At 49.5% G+C, this 15,293-nt stretch carries 15 protein-coding genes; 6 read left to right on the forward strand and 9 right to left on the reverse strand.

The features are described 5' to 3' along the window. Window positions 1-14: 14 nt before the first annotated feature. The 9 genes from fni to MKX40_RS28045 form a co-directional block, all read right to left on the reverse strand. Complete coding sequence (gene fni, locus MKX40_RS28005; protein ID WP_339238223.1) at window positions 15-1,082, reverse strand: type 2 isopentenyl-diphosphate Delta-isomerase; 1,068 nt, start codon at window positions 1,080-1,082, stop codon at window positions 15-17. Window positions 1,083-1,303: 221 nt separating this feature from the next. After that, complete coding sequence (gene crtI, locus MKX40_RS28010) at window positions 1,304-2,785, reverse strand: phytoene desaturase family protein (protein WP_339238225.1); 1,482 nt, start codon at window positions 2,783-2,785, stop codon at window positions 1,304-1,306. Continuing rightward, window positions 2,782-3,930 (reverse strand): glycosyltransferase family 2 protein, encoded by a 1,149-nt coding sequence (locus MKX40_RS28015; protein ID WP_339238227.1) that lies wholly within the window; start codon window positions 3,928-3,930, stop codon window positions 2,782-2,784. Before MKX40_RS28015 ends, crtI (MKX40_RS28010) begins: the two co-directional genes overlap by 4 nt. Window position 3,931: 1 nt before the next feature. After that, window positions 3,932-4,693: a lysophospholipid acyltransferase family protein gene (locus MKX40_RS28020; RefSeq protein ID WP_339238228.1), complete on the reverse strand. Its 762-nt coding sequence runs from the start codon at window positions 4,691-4,693 to the stop codon at window positions 3,932-3,934. Continuing rightward, complete coding sequence (locus MKX40_RS28025; RefSeq protein ID WP_339238230.1) at window positions 4,662-5,429, reverse strand: carotenoid biosynthesis protein; 768 nt, start codon at window positions 5,427-5,429, stop codon at window positions 4,662-4,664. The genes MKX40_RS28020 and MKX40_RS28025 overlap by 32 nt, the downstream gene beginning before the upstream one ends. Continuing rightward, window positions 5,429-6,301: a phytoene/squalene synthase family protein gene (locus MKX40_RS28030; protein WP_339238232.1), complete on the reverse strand. Its 873-nt coding sequence runs from the start codon at window positions 6,299-6,301 to the stop codon at window positions 5,429-5,431. Before MKX40_RS28030 ends, MKX40_RS28025 begins: the two co-directional genes overlap by 1 nt. After that, window positions 6,298-7,761, reverse strand: coding sequence for a phytoene desaturase family protein (crtI, locus tag MKX40_RS28035; protein ID WP_339238234.1), 1,464 nt, complete (start codon window positions 7,759-7,761; stop codon window positions 6,298-6,300). The genes MKX40_RS28030 and crtI (MKX40_RS28035) overlap by 4 nt, the downstream gene beginning before the upstream one ends. After that, entirely contained in the window at window positions 7,758-9,308 is a 1,551-nt protein-coding gene (crtI, locus tag MKX40_RS28040) for a phytoene desaturase family protein (protein WP_339238236.1), read from the reverse strand. Before crtI (MKX40_RS28040) ends, crtI (MKX40_RS28035) begins: the two co-directional genes overlap by 4 nt. 266 nt (window positions 9,309-9,574) lie before the next feature. Further along, entirely contained in the window at window positions 9,575-10,561 is a 987-nt protein-coding gene (locus MKX40_RS28045) for a MerR family transcriptional regulator (RefSeq protein WP_339238238.1), read from the reverse strand. 227 nt (window positions 10,562-10,788) lie between these two features. On the opposite strand from MKX40_RS28045, the gene MKX40_RS28050 reads away from it, so the two are divergent. The 6 genes from MKX40_RS28050 to MKX40_RS28075 all read left to right on the forward strand — a co-directional run bounded on the left by MKX40_RS28050 (window position 10,789) and on the right by MKX40_RS28075 (window position 15,293). Further along, window positions 10,789-12,264 (forward strand): phospholipase D family protein, encoded by a 1,476-nt coding sequence (locus MKX40_RS28050; RefSeq protein ID WP_339238240.1) that lies wholly within the window; start codon window positions 10,789-10,791, stop codon window positions 12,262-12,264. A gap of 123 nt (window positions 12,265-12,387) precedes the next feature. Then, entirely contained in the window at window positions 12,388-13,011 is a 624-nt protein-coding gene (locus tag MKX40_RS28055; protein WP_339238242.1) for a TetR/AcrR family transcriptional regulator, read from the forward strand. Further along, the gene (locus MKX40_RS28060; protein WP_339238244.1) at window positions 13,008-13,349 is read left to right on the forward strand and encodes a multidrug efflux SMR transporter; all 342 of its coding nucleotides are present in this window, start codon (window positions 13,008-13,010) and stop codon (window positions 13,347-13,349) included. Before MKX40_RS28055 ends, MKX40_RS28060 begins: the two co-directional genes overlap by 4 nt. Further along, window positions 13,349-13,663 carry a multidrug efflux SMR transporter gene (locus MKX40_RS28065; RefSeq protein WP_062836933.1) on the forward strand — a complete coding sequence of 105 codons (315 nt, stop codon included), beginning with the start codon at window positions 13,349-13,351 and terminating at the stop codon, window positions 13,661-13,663. The genes MKX40_RS28060 and MKX40_RS28065 overlap by 1 nt, the downstream gene beginning before the upstream one ends. 335 nt (window positions 13,664-13,998) lie before the next feature. Then, window positions 13,999-14,133 carry a hypothetical protein gene (locus tag MKX40_RS28070; RefSeq protein WP_339238245.1) on the forward strand — a complete coding sequence of 45 codons (135 nt, stop codon included), beginning with the start codon at window positions 13,999-14,001 and terminating at the stop codon, window positions 14,131-14,133. A 212-nt stretch (window positions 14,134-14,345) separates the two neighbouring features. Continuing rightward, the gene (locus tag MKX40_RS28075) at window positions 14,346-15,293 is read left to right on the forward strand and encodes a TetR/AcrR family transcriptional regulator (RefSeq protein ID WP_339238246.1); all 948 of its coding nucleotides are present in this window, start codon (window positions 14,346-14,348) and stop codon (window positions 15,291-15,293) included.

Raw genomic sequence — 15,293 nt, forward strand, 5'->3', positions numbered from 1 at the left:
TTTTAACCCTGCGCTTACCGCCGTTCCACCAGCCGCTCCGTCTGTTTCAAATCCTCAATCCGCCCTGCGCCAATGCCAAACATCACGGTACGCAGCTCGAATTCGACCTGTTCCAACCGATCATTCAGCGCATCATCGGAAGCGACTGCCGATTCGAGTAGAGATCGGCCAAAACCAGCCAAGTCCGCACCGAGCGCGAGGGCTTTGGCTGCATCCACGCCTGTGTAAAGTCCACCACTGCCAATCAAAGCACCCGCCGGATTCAGCGCTCGTACTTCCTGAATACACTCCGCTGTTGGAATGCCCCAGTCGGCAAAAGCTTCAGCTGCTGCCCGGCGTACCGGGTTATTGTTGCGGTACTTCTCTACCTGCACCCAGCTTGTGCCCCCTGCTCCAGCTACATCAATGAACGCGACACCCGCTTCATATAGGCGTTGAGCCGTCACACCATCGATGCCAAAGCCTACTTCTTTTACCCCTACAGGCACGTCTAACTCACGACACAAGTTCTCAATTCGCTGAAATAAGCCGCTGAAGTTGGTATTACCTTCCGGCTGGAAGACTTCCTGCAACGTGTTCAGATGAAGCACGAGCATGTCCGCACCCGCAATGTCTACAGCACGCTGGAAGTCAGCCGTGGTGAAGCCATAGTTCAGCTGCACCGCGCCCAGGTTGGCAATGACCGGAATGTCCGGTGCCCAGCGACGGACATCGAAGGTACTTGCCAGTTCCGGCTGTTCCACGGCAGCCCGGATTGAACCTACGCCGAGCGCCCAGCCTCTGGCGTTCGCTACTCGGGCGAGGCGCTCATTGATGGCGCCCGTTGTTTTGCTTCCACCCGTCATCGAACTGATGAGCAAGGGTGTACGTACTTTTTTGCCAATAAACAAAGTCTCCAGATGCACCTCTTCAAAATCCAGCTCCGGCAGTGGGTGATGACGAAAAGCATACCGCTCCATACCGCTGGTTACCCCTTCTCCTGCCACATTCTCCTCAAGACAGAGGCGCACGTGTTCCAGCTTCCGTTCTCCCGTAGCCACTTCGGGAAGCAGCCGTTCGCCGGCTCGCTCTTGTTCATTCATGATGAGACCTCCTATGTGAGAATCGTGCGGATCGACAGGATAACCTGCCCGTTCCTTGCTTCTATGTATAGATGTCTTATGCAAAAGACAAAAACATTCATCTAAATAAGCATTGCAGCATAACTCTATCCAGTATAACGTTCCAATCCAGCTATGGAAAGGATGCTCCGAAACCAAATGTCTCACTTAAATCTCGGAGCACCACTATCTTTTATGCCTTCTTATCTCAAGATTTCCGATGCCAACTGCTCACCAACAAGCTGCCCGGATAAGGTCACAATCGGGGTTCCGCCGCCTGGATGTGTTGTACCGCCGACGTACCAGAGTCCTTGGACATCTTTGCTTCGGTTGCCTGGTCGCATGAAGGTCTGCTTCACCGAGTTGGACGAAATGCCATAGATCGAGCCTTGATGTGCCAACGTATCCCGTTCGATATCTCGCGGCGTGTATCGAATCAACACATCGGATTGGTTCAACCCGGTAATTCCCCGCGCTGCTAATTGTTCCAGTACAAACGCTCCGTAACGTTCCGTCTGCTGCTCCCAATTCCACGAATCCGACAAGTATGGGGCATTGACAAGAATGAACAGATTGCTGGCTCCCGCCGGAGCCATGCCTGCTTCCGAATAACCTGAGTAACAGATATAGATCGTAGGATCTTCGGGCATTTTACGGTCACGGAATATATGGTCGAACTCCGGTTCATACCTCTCCGGGAAAAAGACGGTATGGTGCAGCAGTTCATCATATTGTCTTCGCACACCTGCCAGCGTTACAAATCCTGAAATGGATGGTTCATACTTCCGTATGCGGGCATCACTCATCTCTTTTCGGTGTTCCGGTGCGAGCAGTAGTCGATTCACGCTAAGCACATCTCCATTGGCAACCACCTGATCGGCTTCACGGAAGCCTTGATTCGTATCCACGCCTGCCACTGCGCCATTCCGAACAACAATCTGCCGCACCTCTATGCCCGTAATGATCTGTACACCTTTTTCCTGTGCCAGCCGAGTCATGCCCTCGATCAGTTGATAGGTTCCTCCTTTGACCCCGTAGATGCCCACCTCTGCTTCCACATGACCCATCATGGCAAAGATCGAAGGAGACTGATACGGCGATGATCCCACATAGGTTGCGTACCGCCCGAACATAGCGAGTGTATGCGGATGCCGGAAATACGAACGCAGCAATTTATCCAACTTCACCGTTGGCCTCACGCGGAGCAGACTGCGCAGCATCTGAAGATTGTATTTGTCAGAAGGAGACAGCAACAACTTACCCAGAAAATGACGATTGGCTTCCGCATACAGTGCGGCAGACTCATCCATAAACGCATCATAACGAGCCGCATCCTCCGGACTGTACGCCGCGATCTGCTCCTTCATCCACCCGCGATTACCTGACAAATCGACCACTGTACCATCTGCAAATATATTACGCGTACGCGGCTCCATCTCATATAGCTGTACGTAATCTTCCATTGTTACACCTGCATGATCGAAGACGGAACGAAAGGTGGATGGCATCGTGATCGTGCTCGGTCCCCGGTCAAAATGATATCCGTCTCGCTCAATCTGCTGCAGCTTGCCACCTACATGATCCTGCCGTTCTAGAATGGTCACCTGCACACCTTGTGAAGCAAGGCGGATCGCACACGACAGACCTCCGAATCCCGCACCTACAATAATGACGTTACCTCTCAACTGTACCGCCTACCTTTCCATACATACCCCTTGCCGGAGCGACCCGCCTGCCAGGAAGCAAATCCAATGGCAATGACACATGCCATGCTAACTGGTTGCAAAAGTGCAAGCCACCAAGGTTGTCCGCCAGCACGATCCGCTACTCTTTTCACAGCCATCCCCAGTAATGTTCCTAACAATCCATACAGAATGGACATCGAACTACCTGTCATGAGTCCAAAAATCAATCCTAGCGGAGGCACAATATACATCAGCGTATACATCAACATCGTGCCAAGCAGCAGCACGTCTTTACGGCCCATACCTTCGTACATGTTTTTCTTGTATCCATTCCATACTTCTGCACCGTTCTGATACATGCGGGTATTCGTTACGTCATGCACGTCGGTCAGCATCACCGGATGACCTGCACGCTTGACTGCTTTGGCAAGACTCATGTCATCCACCAGATGCGCCTGAATGGCAGCATGACCACCGGATGCTTCGTAACTGGAGCGATGAATCAGCAAAAAAGCCCCCGTAGCGGCTACAAACATCGGACTGGATGATCTGCGTATCATGAAAATGGGCAGATGACTGATGATGGTAAAGACCATCATCGGTACGACAAGCTTCTCCATCCACGTCTTGGTTACCTGATAAGGAAAACCGGTTACCAGCCCGCCCCCTTGCTCACAACCGGCAGCAACGGTCTGTCGAATCGCACTTGGCTCCAGACGCACATCCGCATCCACGAACATGTACCATTCTCCCTCGGCCTCCTGAACCAGTCTGTGACACGCATGGGATTTGCCCATCCAGCCCTCGGGTAGATCGACACCATGCAGCAGACGCACACGGTCATCACGATCGGCAATCGCCTGAACCATGGCCGCTGTCTCATCTTCGGAGCGATCATCCAGCACCAGCACTTCCATCCGGAATCCCGACGTATCACTCGCGAGCACACTTTGCAGACATCCTTCGATATGTAGTTTTTCATTTCTGGCAGGAATCAGCACCGAGACCAGCAGGTCCGGTGGTTGTATCTTGTCTGACCGGAATGAACGTACTTTGGGCAGACAGGAGACGTTCCATAGAGCGAACAACAATTGTATTCCCATTATGCTTGTCAGCACAATCCAGAAGGTTTCAGATGCACTCATTCTAACGGTTCACCCGCTTTCGCGCAGCGTCGTATTTTTCACTGGTCGAACGTACATGACGAATCAGCGGAAGCGCATCTGGCAAGCTCCCCTGTCCCATTCGTACAAGCGCTGATCTGTGATCGTCTAACTGCTGTTCCAACACAAGACCGAGTCTGGAGGCAATCTCTTCACTCTTGAGCGTCTTCCAGTCTTCCATCACAGGAGGGCCCGCCTGCATCGATATCTCCGGTAAATCGTGCTGGACCATCCCGTGGCACAAGGTTACCGGTACTGCGATGGCATTCGGAGAGCGACGAAGCAGCAATCCGATGCCTGGACGAAACTGAATCGGTCTGGCCTCCTGATGCAGAATTTCTCCTTGGGGGAAAATCCAGACCCTTTTGCCCGAATCCAATAGTTCACTGGTGTACTGTAGAGAGGTCCGAATACCGGACGCACTCTCTTTATTGATTGAATATGCACCCAGTTTACGAAAAAAGGCATATTGCTGAAGTTGCTGTTCCTCCATCATCACATAATGATCTCCCCGTGATGTCTGCCTGGCCGCATGATAGAGCAGCAGACCATCCCACCAGGAGCTGTGGTTCATGAAATAGATCACCGGTCGAGTCGGATCAATCGGGGAGTTGTCCCTTGTATCCACCTGCGGGTCCAGTGACCCCGATAGCGTAAATGAACGGAAGCGCCGACGCAGCAGATAATAATGATTATATAAGGCAAAAATCCGATTAAACGGTTTTGATTTTACGGCGCGAATCATACAGCCAGCTCCCTTCGGCAAGAAGCACTCCTGCAATGGCGATGATAAAGCTGCCTGTAATTCCTTCCTTCAGGGCGAGTAGGCCGAATAGAAGAATAAAGAGCTGATACAGCCATTTTGCACGCAGCAATGAGCTACGGTCACCAGGCATGGCCGGAAGGAACAGGGACAGGAATGCGCCCATGACAAACCAGCTTATGTAATTGGTCCACGGGACCCCGTAGAATCCACCTGGAGCCTGCCACTCCCAGAATCCTCTTGCATGCGCGACAGGATCGAGTACCAGATCAAGAACCACCGCCCAGAACCCGGTCTTCACTGCTCGAAGCAGTTTTCCAGTCCAGGTTGAACCCCCGCCACTTAACAGCGCCGAGTTACCCACCACTGCGATCCAGGCGAAACCCAGCGTAACAGGCACACTGAACAGATGAATCCCGAAAAAGTCAGAGTAAGCATACTCACCAAAGGGCCAATGCGTATGCACCCCTACCCACTCCACGCCCATACCACCCAACCAGATGATCACGGAAGCGATCCACAGCCCGGGTTTCAACCAGATGACTGACTGGTCGGACAGACCTGTCCGATTGCGCCCCTGGTAGATCAGATCCAGCACATACAACGCATAGAAGATTAAGAATAAACCATTGGAAAAGGACAACACGTCCGGTACGCCGATCGTCAGCATCAAGGTTGCTCCAATGACATACCAAGCCCAGTAAAGCCACTGGATCATTAGGATACCGCCGTTCGGGAGGCTTGATAGGCCAGCATCGGGTAACGTTTCACAATCGCACCCAGCATCTCCAGTTTCAATTCATCACTAACATATGCCCGTTTGGTATATACGTCATAGTCGTTACGCTCAACCGCATGTAGAATGGTGGAGTAAAAGGCTGCTGCCAGCTCAATCGAAAACGCACTTTCCGTCGGATAAGTATCCAATCGATCCATGCCAATACGGAACCAGTTCAATGCTGCCGCTTTTAACTCATGAATAATGGCAATAAAGCGTTCGTCCACGATCCCGTCTTCGAAGTCCTGCTCCGAGTAACCATGCTTCTCCATGATCTCCAGTGGAACATACCGGCGCACTCTGGCCCGATCTTCACCCACATCACGAATAATGTTAACAATCTGCATTCCTTTACCCAAAGCAATCCCGTTTACGGCTACTTCCGCGCCATTATCATCCCGCAATACAGGCAACAACATCTCGCCTACGGTTCCAGCCACCAGATAACAATAATGCTCCAGTTCCTGCATCGTTGCATAATGCGTTACTTTAAGATCGGTGAGTTGCCCTTCCATCTGGCGGAAGAATGGCCCCTTATCCAGATGAGGGAAACTGCTAAACAACCATCTCAGTGCTGGCCAGATAAAGTGTCCTTCCGCTTCGTCCAGTCGATCAAATAAATCATGGATCTCATGAATCGTATAGGCCGATTGTTCCGGTTCATCCACACTGTCATCGATCATGCGGCAGAAGGCATAAATGACATATACCGCTTCCCGACGCGGACTTGGCAGCCCTCTAAATGCCTGATAAAAAGAGGAAGAACCCTTTTGCATCAACTCTTCACACCTGCTCAAAATCGCTTCATTCATGTTCCCATCTCCTTCGTGAGTTGATTGACGGCCATACGTGCACTCTGCATCACAATCGGCACTCCGCCTCCAGGATGTACAGATGCCCCTGCGGCATATAATCCCTTGATATTCGGGAATGGTTTGGGTTGCGGTCGGTATACACCGGACTGGAATAACACTGGCGCAATACCGAAGCTTCCGCCCCCATAGAGCCCGTCTCGCTCTGCGTCAGCGGGTGTGCGCACCTTTTTCCACTTGATCGCTGCACGAAGTCCCGGGAATCCACGTTGCTCCGCTTCTTCCAGTACACGTTCTGCCAACGGCTCGCTCTCCTGCTCCCAGTCGACACCTTCGGCATCGGGTACGGGAATGAGGAAATACAATACACTCTGTCCTGAAGGCGCTGCCGTCTCATCCAATGCGACCGGATTAAATACGTAAAATGAGGACTTTGCCGGAATGCGTCGCTGATTGAACACTTCCTGTAAACTGCCTTCAAGACTTGGTGGCAGGAAGAACTGGTGTGTCGTTGCATCTTCCCAGGTTTTGTCCACGCCCACATAGAGCAATACACATCCGGAAGAGGGACGATATGGCTTTCTTTTACGCGCTACCTCTGATGATTGACCAAGCAAACCCGAAAGATGGGGGAAATCGCCATTGTAGATAACTGCATCCACATTTTCTGCGCCTGCTGCCGTTTCTATACCTTCACATACACCATTTTTAATCGTGAGCCCTGTAACTTCCGCATTCAGTACAACACGTCCACCACGTGAGATCAGTTCCTGTTCCAGAATAGCCGGTAATGCTGCATACCCGCCCTTCACCATCCAGATCCCATATTCATGTTCTGCATAGGGAAGCAGGGAGTAGATGCCTGGCGTCCCGAACGGCGATCCACCGATATATAGACTTTGTAGCGAGTAAGCATCTAGCAATTCCTCATGCTGAAAATAATCGCCCACCGCTTTCCGGACACTTTTGTGTGCACGCAATCTGCCCATAAGTGACATGAGAGATGGTGTGAAGAAATCCCTTTTGCGCGGAAAAGCCCGTTCCAGAAACGCTGCCCGGCCTGCCGGAAACAACGTGTCCATGTCTTTCATGAACCGCGTGAACCCTCGACTCTCTCCCGGGAACAAACGCTCAATCTCCGCCGTCTGCTCCTCACGTGACGTCATCTTGGTCATGACACGACCACTGTGATAATGCACTCTATATAGGGGATCACAGCGAAGCAGTTCAATCTTCGAACGATCTACGCCGGCTTCTTCCAAGATGCCAAGTAACATTTCGGGCAGAAGCACGATGGTCGGCCCCTGATCGATCCGGTACTCTCCTTCCTGCTCATAACCAATGCGTCCACCGACGCGCGAACCCCGTTCATACACGGTGACATCCCATCCCTGACGGTTCAACAACAGTGCCGAAGTAAGTCCGCCAATCCCTGCCCCTACAATGGCGGCCCGTTTCATGAATGCCCTCCGGCTTCTGCCGTCTTCACATAAGAGGATGGCTTGGAGCGCGTGCGCGCGTCCTCTTCCTGGATCAGCCTCACGCTGATTCGAGCCGATTCAAAGATCGTTGGTAAACCGCTGCCCGGATGTGTTCCTCCTCCAACCAGCCATACGCTTTTCAACTCTTCAAACTGGTTATGGGGACGCAGGTACATCATCTGACCCAGATTATGCGCCATGTTGAATGTTGCTCCGCGGTATACATCCAGTTCAGTCTCCCAGTCGAGTGGAGTGAACAGCATACATTCTTCAATCCTGCTGCGAATGTCTGCCAGCTCAGGAATGCTTTCCATCCGCTTCATCATGGCCTCCTGCACATTCTCACGTTCTGCTTCCCAATCGATGTCTGCGGTAAGGTTAGGCGTAGGCATCAGAACATATAAAGCAGATTTTCCTTCCGGTGCCAGTGTCGAATCGAGTCTGGAAGGGTTATGAATATATAGAGATGGATCGGCTGACAACATTTTGTGCTTCGTAATCTCATCAACGTTCAACCGGTAGTCCTCTGGAAAATAGATCGAGTGATGCGGCAGGTCCACTTCACCATCCACACCCAGATACAGCATCGCTGTAGAGCAGGAGTATTTTTTGCGTTTCATTTTCTCCGGGGTATATTTCTTAAGTACGCCCGGTTCGAACAAATGGTTCACCGCATGTGCAAAGTCGGCGTTCACGACCACATGGTCCGCTTCAATGCGTTCACCGTTCTCAAGCAACACACCTTCGGCACGACCCTTGCGAACGATGACCTGTTTCACCGGGGTGGAAGTATGTATCCTTCCTCCGTATTCTTCCACGACATCAGCCATGGCCTGGAAGATCCGATTCACACCGCCAATGGGATGGAACAATCCATAGTGATGCTCGATGAACGATAGTATGGTAAAGGTACCCGGACAATCCCAGGCAGACATGCCAAGGTATTTGGATTGGAATGTGAATGCCCAGCGTAGACGCTCGTCTGTAAAATAGCGGGACAAGATTCCATAGACCGTGTTGTGGACATCAAGCTTAGGTAGAGCTGTTACCGCGTCTTTGCGTAGATAGTCCGTCAGTTTGCCAAAAGGACGGCGGAGCAAAGGCATGACTTTGCCAAACTTCACTTCTTCTTCTTGCATGAACCGAAGGTAATTGTCTTCATTGCCTGGAAACAATTCCTTAATCTGTGCAGCTGTATCTTCCCGATTACGAGAAGGTGTGAACACCTTGTCACCAAAGTTCAGTGCGTACAGTGGGGTTAACTCTTTCATATGCACATAATCGGATAACTTGCGACCTACCACGTCGAACATCTCTTCAATCAACTGAGGCATCATCAAAAATGTTGCGCCCCGGTCGAATCGATATTCACCCAGTTCCAATCTGGCAGAACGCCCCCCGATGACTGGCTGTTTCTCATATACATCTACTTCGTACCCCTGACCGGACAATAACATCGCTGCTGCAAGTCCACCCGGACCCGCTCCAATCACAGCTGCACGTTTGCGTTGTTGATTCGGTATCATGCCACTCACCTCTCTATGTAGGGAATTCCTATAGTTCTCTAGCCCCTAACCTATTATTAAACCGCCCAAGTACACTTTAAGCGGTAACCAGCAAAAACATTATACAAATATAATACAAATATTATACGACCTTGTAAACCAAAAAATGACCCATCGGTCAAATTACGAGGATACTCCATTCAAAAATGAAAAAAACATCCCTTGATCATTTTCGTCAAAGGATGTCCTGTATACACTAGCTTATTCATTGTCATTTAAGATCATACTTAATTATTCGCCTGTCCAAACCTCGCACCAGGCGGTTGCTCTGCGAGATACTCACGTTCTATCCATGACTGCCAATCTGCTGAATCCTCTGGCATGATCCATTGCGGGTAACGAGCATGTTCTGCACGCTCATAACCCTTCCCACCAAGTACGAAGCGAATATGCGGGAACTCATTTTTAATTCTCTCGATAAGCTGATCGCACCGTTCAAGCAGCCCCGGACTTGTGATCGAAAGGCAGACCAACTTGATCTTTTGGTCCCGGATAATCGGGAAAATGCCTTCTTCAGGCGTGTTCGCACCGAGATACAGTACTTCTGCTCCATTTTTACGCATAAAGAGAGAGAACAGCAGCAACCCGACCTGATGGTGCTCCCCTTCCGGACACAACGCCAGAACTTTTGGCAGATGCGGATAGATCGGGAACAGATGGAAAAACTGATAAAACCGCTGTGAAATCAGCTGAGTCATGAAGTGTTCCTGAGCGACCGAAGCCCTGCCTTGCTCCCATGCATCTCCAACCCGAACCAGTATGGGAACCAGCACATGATAGAACATCGAATCGTACCCGTACATGGTGAAACCAAAATCAATCAAACCATTGGCACGTTCACCCTGAAAGTTGTAGAGCGAGTCATAGATCTGATCTGCCATCCGTTCGTATGCTTCTTCCATTGAAGGCACCGGAGCCATGATCGGAATAGGCGCAGCTGCCTCGGGTGGGTTTAATTTGTTTACTTTCAACATCCGTACCGCTTCCGAGATATTAGTCTGATGCAGCTCTACCTGTTCTTTCAACCAGCGCAGATCCTCAACATTCTCTTCGGTATACATTCGATAACCCGATTCCGTCCGCTCAGGGGTGACCGCATTATACCGATTCTCCCAAGCCCGGATTGTTACCGCCCTGATATCGAGCATGGCTGCGACTTGTTTGATGGAATACACCTTATTACCCACTTTCTTTCCTAATTGTCCAGATTTCACAGGTTATATCCTTGGTTCCCCGTCCTTGTCAGGCATATGAAAACCCTAACATTCTACAAAAATAATACACTCATTATACACAACGCTCAGACACCTGTCGATTGCATCCTGCCAATTTGCTATATGTACTATACGCCTACATTCGTTATTCTACAGGGTTATCCTGCGTCAACGTTATCATCCGTGTGGTAATAGAACTCAGCACGTACAGAAAGGGGAGTCCACCGTTGGTCTCATTGCGCCGCCATACATCAGACCGCAAGTCTTCACGCGGCAAATTTCCATACATACGAACAGGGATCGCCCTATTGGTCCTATGGCTCATCGCCGTCATGCTCTATCAGACCTATAAACCATTGCCACCGGGCATTTCCTACGAAAGTCCGGAGTATCGTGTGGATCAAGTCGAATTCCTGCATGACCTGACCTATCCTTCCTCCGACGGACAGATGCAGCATGAACAGCAGATCTTCCAGCGCATGATGCAGATTGTGGAGGAAGCAGAGCAGTTTGTCCTGGTCGATATGTTCCTGTTCAATAATTATCAACACAAGGGACAGAACTTTCCTCCCGTAAGTACTGAATTTACCGAAGCTCTGGTCGCCAAAAAAAATCAGCATCCTGATATGGACATTTGGTTTATTACAGATGAAGTAAATACCAACTATAACTCAGCACCGAATCCGTTGCTGGAACAAATGAAACAAGCAGGCATTCATGTAGTCATTACGGATGTGGACCCTTTGCGTGATTCAACTCCGGTATACTCTGCGGTCTGGCGAACCTTCTTCCAGTGGTTTGGCCAATCCGGGGATGGCTGGATCAAGAACCTGATGGCCACAGATGGTCCGGATGTCACTGTGCGTTCCTATCTCAAGCTGCTCAATGTGAAGGCGAATCACCGCAAAGTTGTTGTTAGTGAAAAGACGGCGATTGTCTCTTCCGGCAATATCCATGATGCGAGTGCTTACCACTCGAACATTGCATTTGAAGTAACAGGTCCAGTCATAGGGGATATTCTGCAATCAGAGCAAGCTGTACTTGATATCTCGGGCGGAGGCCAGGTTCCTGCCTACACAGCTCCTTCGAAGGATTCAAACACGGGAGATTTGCGAATACGCTATTTAACTGAAGGCAAAGTGAATGACGCTGTTCTCTATGAAATCAATCAGGCTGGCAAAGGTGATACCATATGGATGGGCATGTTCTATGTGGCCTCTCCAAAAGTATTGGAAGCCCTGTTGGAAGCCGAAAAACGAGGAACCGACATCCGGCTTGTACTTGATCCTAATGAGAATGCCTTTGGTCAGGAAAAAATCGGCATTCCGAATCGCCCTGTCGCCGCCGAATTGCATGATAAATCCAACGGTAAAATACAGATCCGCTGGTATAACACCACCAAGGAGCAGTACCACACCAAGATGATTTATATTGCCAAGGCAAGCGGAGATCATATCGTGCTCGGCGGTTCAACCAACTTCACACCCCGAAACATGAATGACTACAATCTGGAGAATGATCTATGGGTTGCTGCACCTCCAGACAATAAGTTCACGCGCGATATCGCGAATTATTTTGAGCGTATTTGGAATAATGATGATGCCGAGTTCACGTTGGACCTGGATGAGTTTCAGGAGAAGACCACGTTCTTGAAAGGTATCCTTTATAAGTTACAGCTGATTTTGGGTCTTACGACCTTTTAGACAAGCACCATATTCATACCTGTATCCGCCTGTACTCTCGTGTGCAGGCGGATATTTTCATCTTGACAGGTGATGTGAAGTGTGAAAACATAATTACCTAACGACCGTTAGGAAGGTGATCTAATGACTGCACAATCCATTCGGGATGCAGCCCTGTTCCATTTTGCCAGAGATGGCTATGAGGGGGCTTCACTACGAGCTATAGCTGATGAAGTCGGGATTAAAAAACCGTCCATATATGCACATTTCAGCTGCAAGGATGACTTGTTTTTGCACACCCTGGCGTTTGCTTTTCACGAAGTAACACGGCACACACTCGAATATTTCCGTGATCATGAGGATCTGCCATTGGAGCAGAGGCTGAAGGGTTTGCTGATCTGGTTCGAACAAGAATACAATGCACACGCCTCTGCTCGCTTGATGCTGCGCAATTGTTTCTACCCACCACTTTCCCTGTATAGCGAAGTGATGGATCTGGTGTATCCGTTTATCGATGGTATGGAACGTGCGCTAACTCGTTTGCTTCAACGGGCAATACGTCATGGGGATATTTCACCCATTCCCGCGGAGCAGGCCGCCATTGCATTCATGACGTTTCTCGACGGGATTACCGTTGAGATCATCTATGGAAGTTCCCGTCGGTACAAGAGACGGTTGGAAGCATCCTGGCCTGTCTTCTGGCATGGCATTCATCATCTGAACGAAGAGGCACGAAGTGTTGTGCCGGAAGGAGATTCAACATCATGAACCGCAACTGGTTATATGTATTTGTCGGTGGCATTATTGAGATTGTCTGGGTAAGCGGGCTGAAACATGCCTCGAATGCCTGGGAGTGGACTTTGACGGGGATTGCCATCGTGATCAGCTTTGGACTGATTATTGCTGCTTCCAAAAGACTGCCTGTCGGTACGGTGTATGCCGTCTTTACGGGAATTGGTACGGCAGGTACCGTCCTTACGGAAATGGTCTTATTCGGCGAACCGTTCCGCTTGGCCAAAGTATTGCTCATTGGATTGTTGCTCTGCGGCGTAATCGGACTGAAACTGGTTACGGATCAGCAAGAAGCCAAAGGAGGTGCAGTATAATGGCTTGGATGGCAATTGTAGGTGCAGGCATATGTGAAATTTTCGGAGTAATCGGTATTAATGGTGCTTCTACTCGCAAAGGCTGGCCTTATATCGTACTGATGCTGGTATCGTTTGTGTTTAGCTTCTCGCTGTTATCTTACGCCATGACGTCCATTCCCATGGGCACAGCGTATGCGGTGTGGACCGGAATCGGGACGGTAGGCAGCACGTTAACAGGCATGTTCCTGTTCGGTGAACGGAAAGAAGCGAAGCGTATCCTGTTTATCGCGATGATTTTGGTTGCAGCGGTTGGTTTGAAACTGATCACGTAACGGAACAACTGAATTACACTTTATAACTCCGATTGCAATACCACTTTCCGACCGCTGTTATCCCCAGATTTCTTTGATTTCCTTTGAAGAGTGATAAATCCGGTGATAGCATATGCTTCCGAAGAAGCTTTCTTACAGAAAGCTTAAGGCGAACACTCCGTTTCTTCAAGTTGGTTCTGTAATCTCCGTTATCGTGTACTTCTTAGCTTCCATTAGGATATCTATTAAATTCTGTAAAATAAAAAAGACGACTTCGATCAGGAAGTCGTCTTTTTTCGGATATGATAGAAATAGGGAACCTCCCTATACACTGCTACGTAAGAAAGGAGGGTGTAATGTTGAAAAAATTATTGGCACGCTTTGGCTCTTATACTGGGTATGCCCTGCTGATCGGCATGGCTATCTTCTATCTCATCGCGCTAGTCGCCATTATTATACTCGCCTTGTACGCCTTCACTGGAGGAGCCTAACTTAAACGTTCTTGATAGCAACACCCCATCGTACATACAGGTTACACCTTGTTACATGTTGTTCTTTTTCCCTTTGATCATCCTCTTTCCTCCATATTAATTTTCCAATTTACTCCCATTTGAATTCCTTTAACCAGATCGTTTATACTTGGTTTGACCTTAAAGTCAATTCAAGAACTCACAAGTTCCCTGATGAGGTGAATGTATCGTTAATGAACCCTATACATGAGATGAATGAGAAGAAAAAACTCATCATTACTACAGCACTCAAGCTATTCTCATCCAAAGGCAGTGCTGCAACATCCATGCAAGAGATTGCTGAACTATGCGGGATGTCCAAAGGCAGCCTTTATATCATGTTCAAATCCAAAGAGGAACTGGAAGCCAGTACGCTGGAGTACTGCATGTACACGCTGATGGACGAGATGACGCAGATTGAGCATGAAACCAGCCTCTCCCCGCGAGAACGCCTGCACAAGCAGATTGAAACTCTGCTCATTCATGTAGCCGAATTCAAGGAATTTTTGCGGGTACAATTGCGAAGCATGATGATGGATGATGAACAGCAACGCAAGGAACAGTGCCATCCACAGCAAAGAGATCTGGAGATCCGTACCTTACATTGGTTCAAGGATAAGCTGGAAGAGCAGTATGGACCGGAGATTGAACCATATACGATTGATCTTATTTTGTTGACACACGGACTGTTCCTCTCCTACGTCAAAATCTGGTTTACAGAGATGCCTTCTCTCACCGTTACCAAAATGGCAACAAACTTGCTGCAAATGATGGATTATGCCGCACATGGATTCCTTAACCAAAGACCTGAGCCTTTGATTCCGTTGGAGGAATGGCCTGCCTGGATTACCGAGGCCCAACCAGATTCCACGGTGATGCGACATCCAATCCATATCATCAAACAAATGCAAGATATTGCCGCCTCCGATTTGCCCGCAGGGCAACCGAAGAATGATGCACTTGAAACCATTGCCATTCTCAGGCAGGAGATGATGGAATTCACGCCGCGGCGTGCCATTATTCTGGGCATGATGCACAATCTGGAGAACGTAACTGCCATTCAACCCTTGCATTCCGAGCTTCAGCATATTTTGGATGCCATGTATAGCCGGTTCATCCCTGCTGACTCGTCACACACATAA

The sequence above is a fragment of the Paenibacillus sp. FSL R5-0517 genome (genome assembly GCF_037974355.1).
Classification (GTDB): domain Bacteria; phylum Bacillota; class Bacilli; order Paenibacillales; family Paenibacillaceae; genus Paenibacillus.

Bases quoted from the DNA above. Each gene is read 5' to 3' on its own strand.
- fni (WP_339238223.1), bottom strand. From the start codon at position 1,082: ATGAATGAACAAGAGCGAGCCGGCGAACGGCTGCTTCCCGAAGTGGCT.
- MKX40_RS28015 (WP_339238227.1), bottom strand. From the start codon at position 3,930: ATGAGTGCATCTGAAACCTTCTGGATTGTGCTGACAAGCATAATGGGA.
- MKX40_RS28020 (WP_339238228.1), bottom strand. From the start codon at position 4,693: ATGATTCGCGCCGTAAAATCAAAACCGTTTAATCGGATTTTTGCCTTA.
- MKX40_RS28025 (WP_339238230.1), bottom strand. From the start codon at position 5,429: ATGATCCAGTGGCTTTACTGGGCTTGGTATGTCATTGGAGCAACCTTG.
- MKX40_RS28030 (WP_339238232.1), bottom strand. From the start codon at position 6,301: ATGAATGAAGCGATTTTGAGCAGGTGTGAAGAGTTGATGCAAAAGGGT.
- crtI (WP_339238234.1), bottom strand. From the start codon at position 7,761: ATGAAACGGGCCGCCATTGTAGGGGCAGGGATTGGCGGACTTACTTCG.
- crtI (WP_339238236.1), bottom strand. From the start codon at position 9,308: ATGATACCGAATCAACAACGCAAACGTGCAGCTGTGATTGGAGCGGGT.
- MKX40_RS28055 (WP_339238242.1), top strand. From the start codon at position 12,388: ATGACTGCACAATCCATTCGGGATGCAGCCCTGTTCCATTTTGCCAGA.
- MKX40_RS28060 (WP_339238244.1), top strand. From the start codon at position 13,008: ATGAACCGCAACTGGTTATATGTATTTGTCGGTGGCATTATTGAGATT.
- MKX40_RS28065 (WP_062836933.1), top strand. From the start codon at position 13,349: ATGGCTTGGATGGCAATTGTAGGTGCAGGCATATGTGAAATTTTCGGA.
- MKX40_RS28070 (WP_339238245.1), top strand. From the start codon at position 13,999: ATGTTGAAAAAATTATTGGCACGCTTTGGCTCTTATACTGGGTATGCC.
- MKX40_RS28075 (WP_339238246.1), top strand. From the start codon at position 14,346: ATGAACCCTATACATGAGATGAATGAGAAGAAAAAACTCATCATTACT.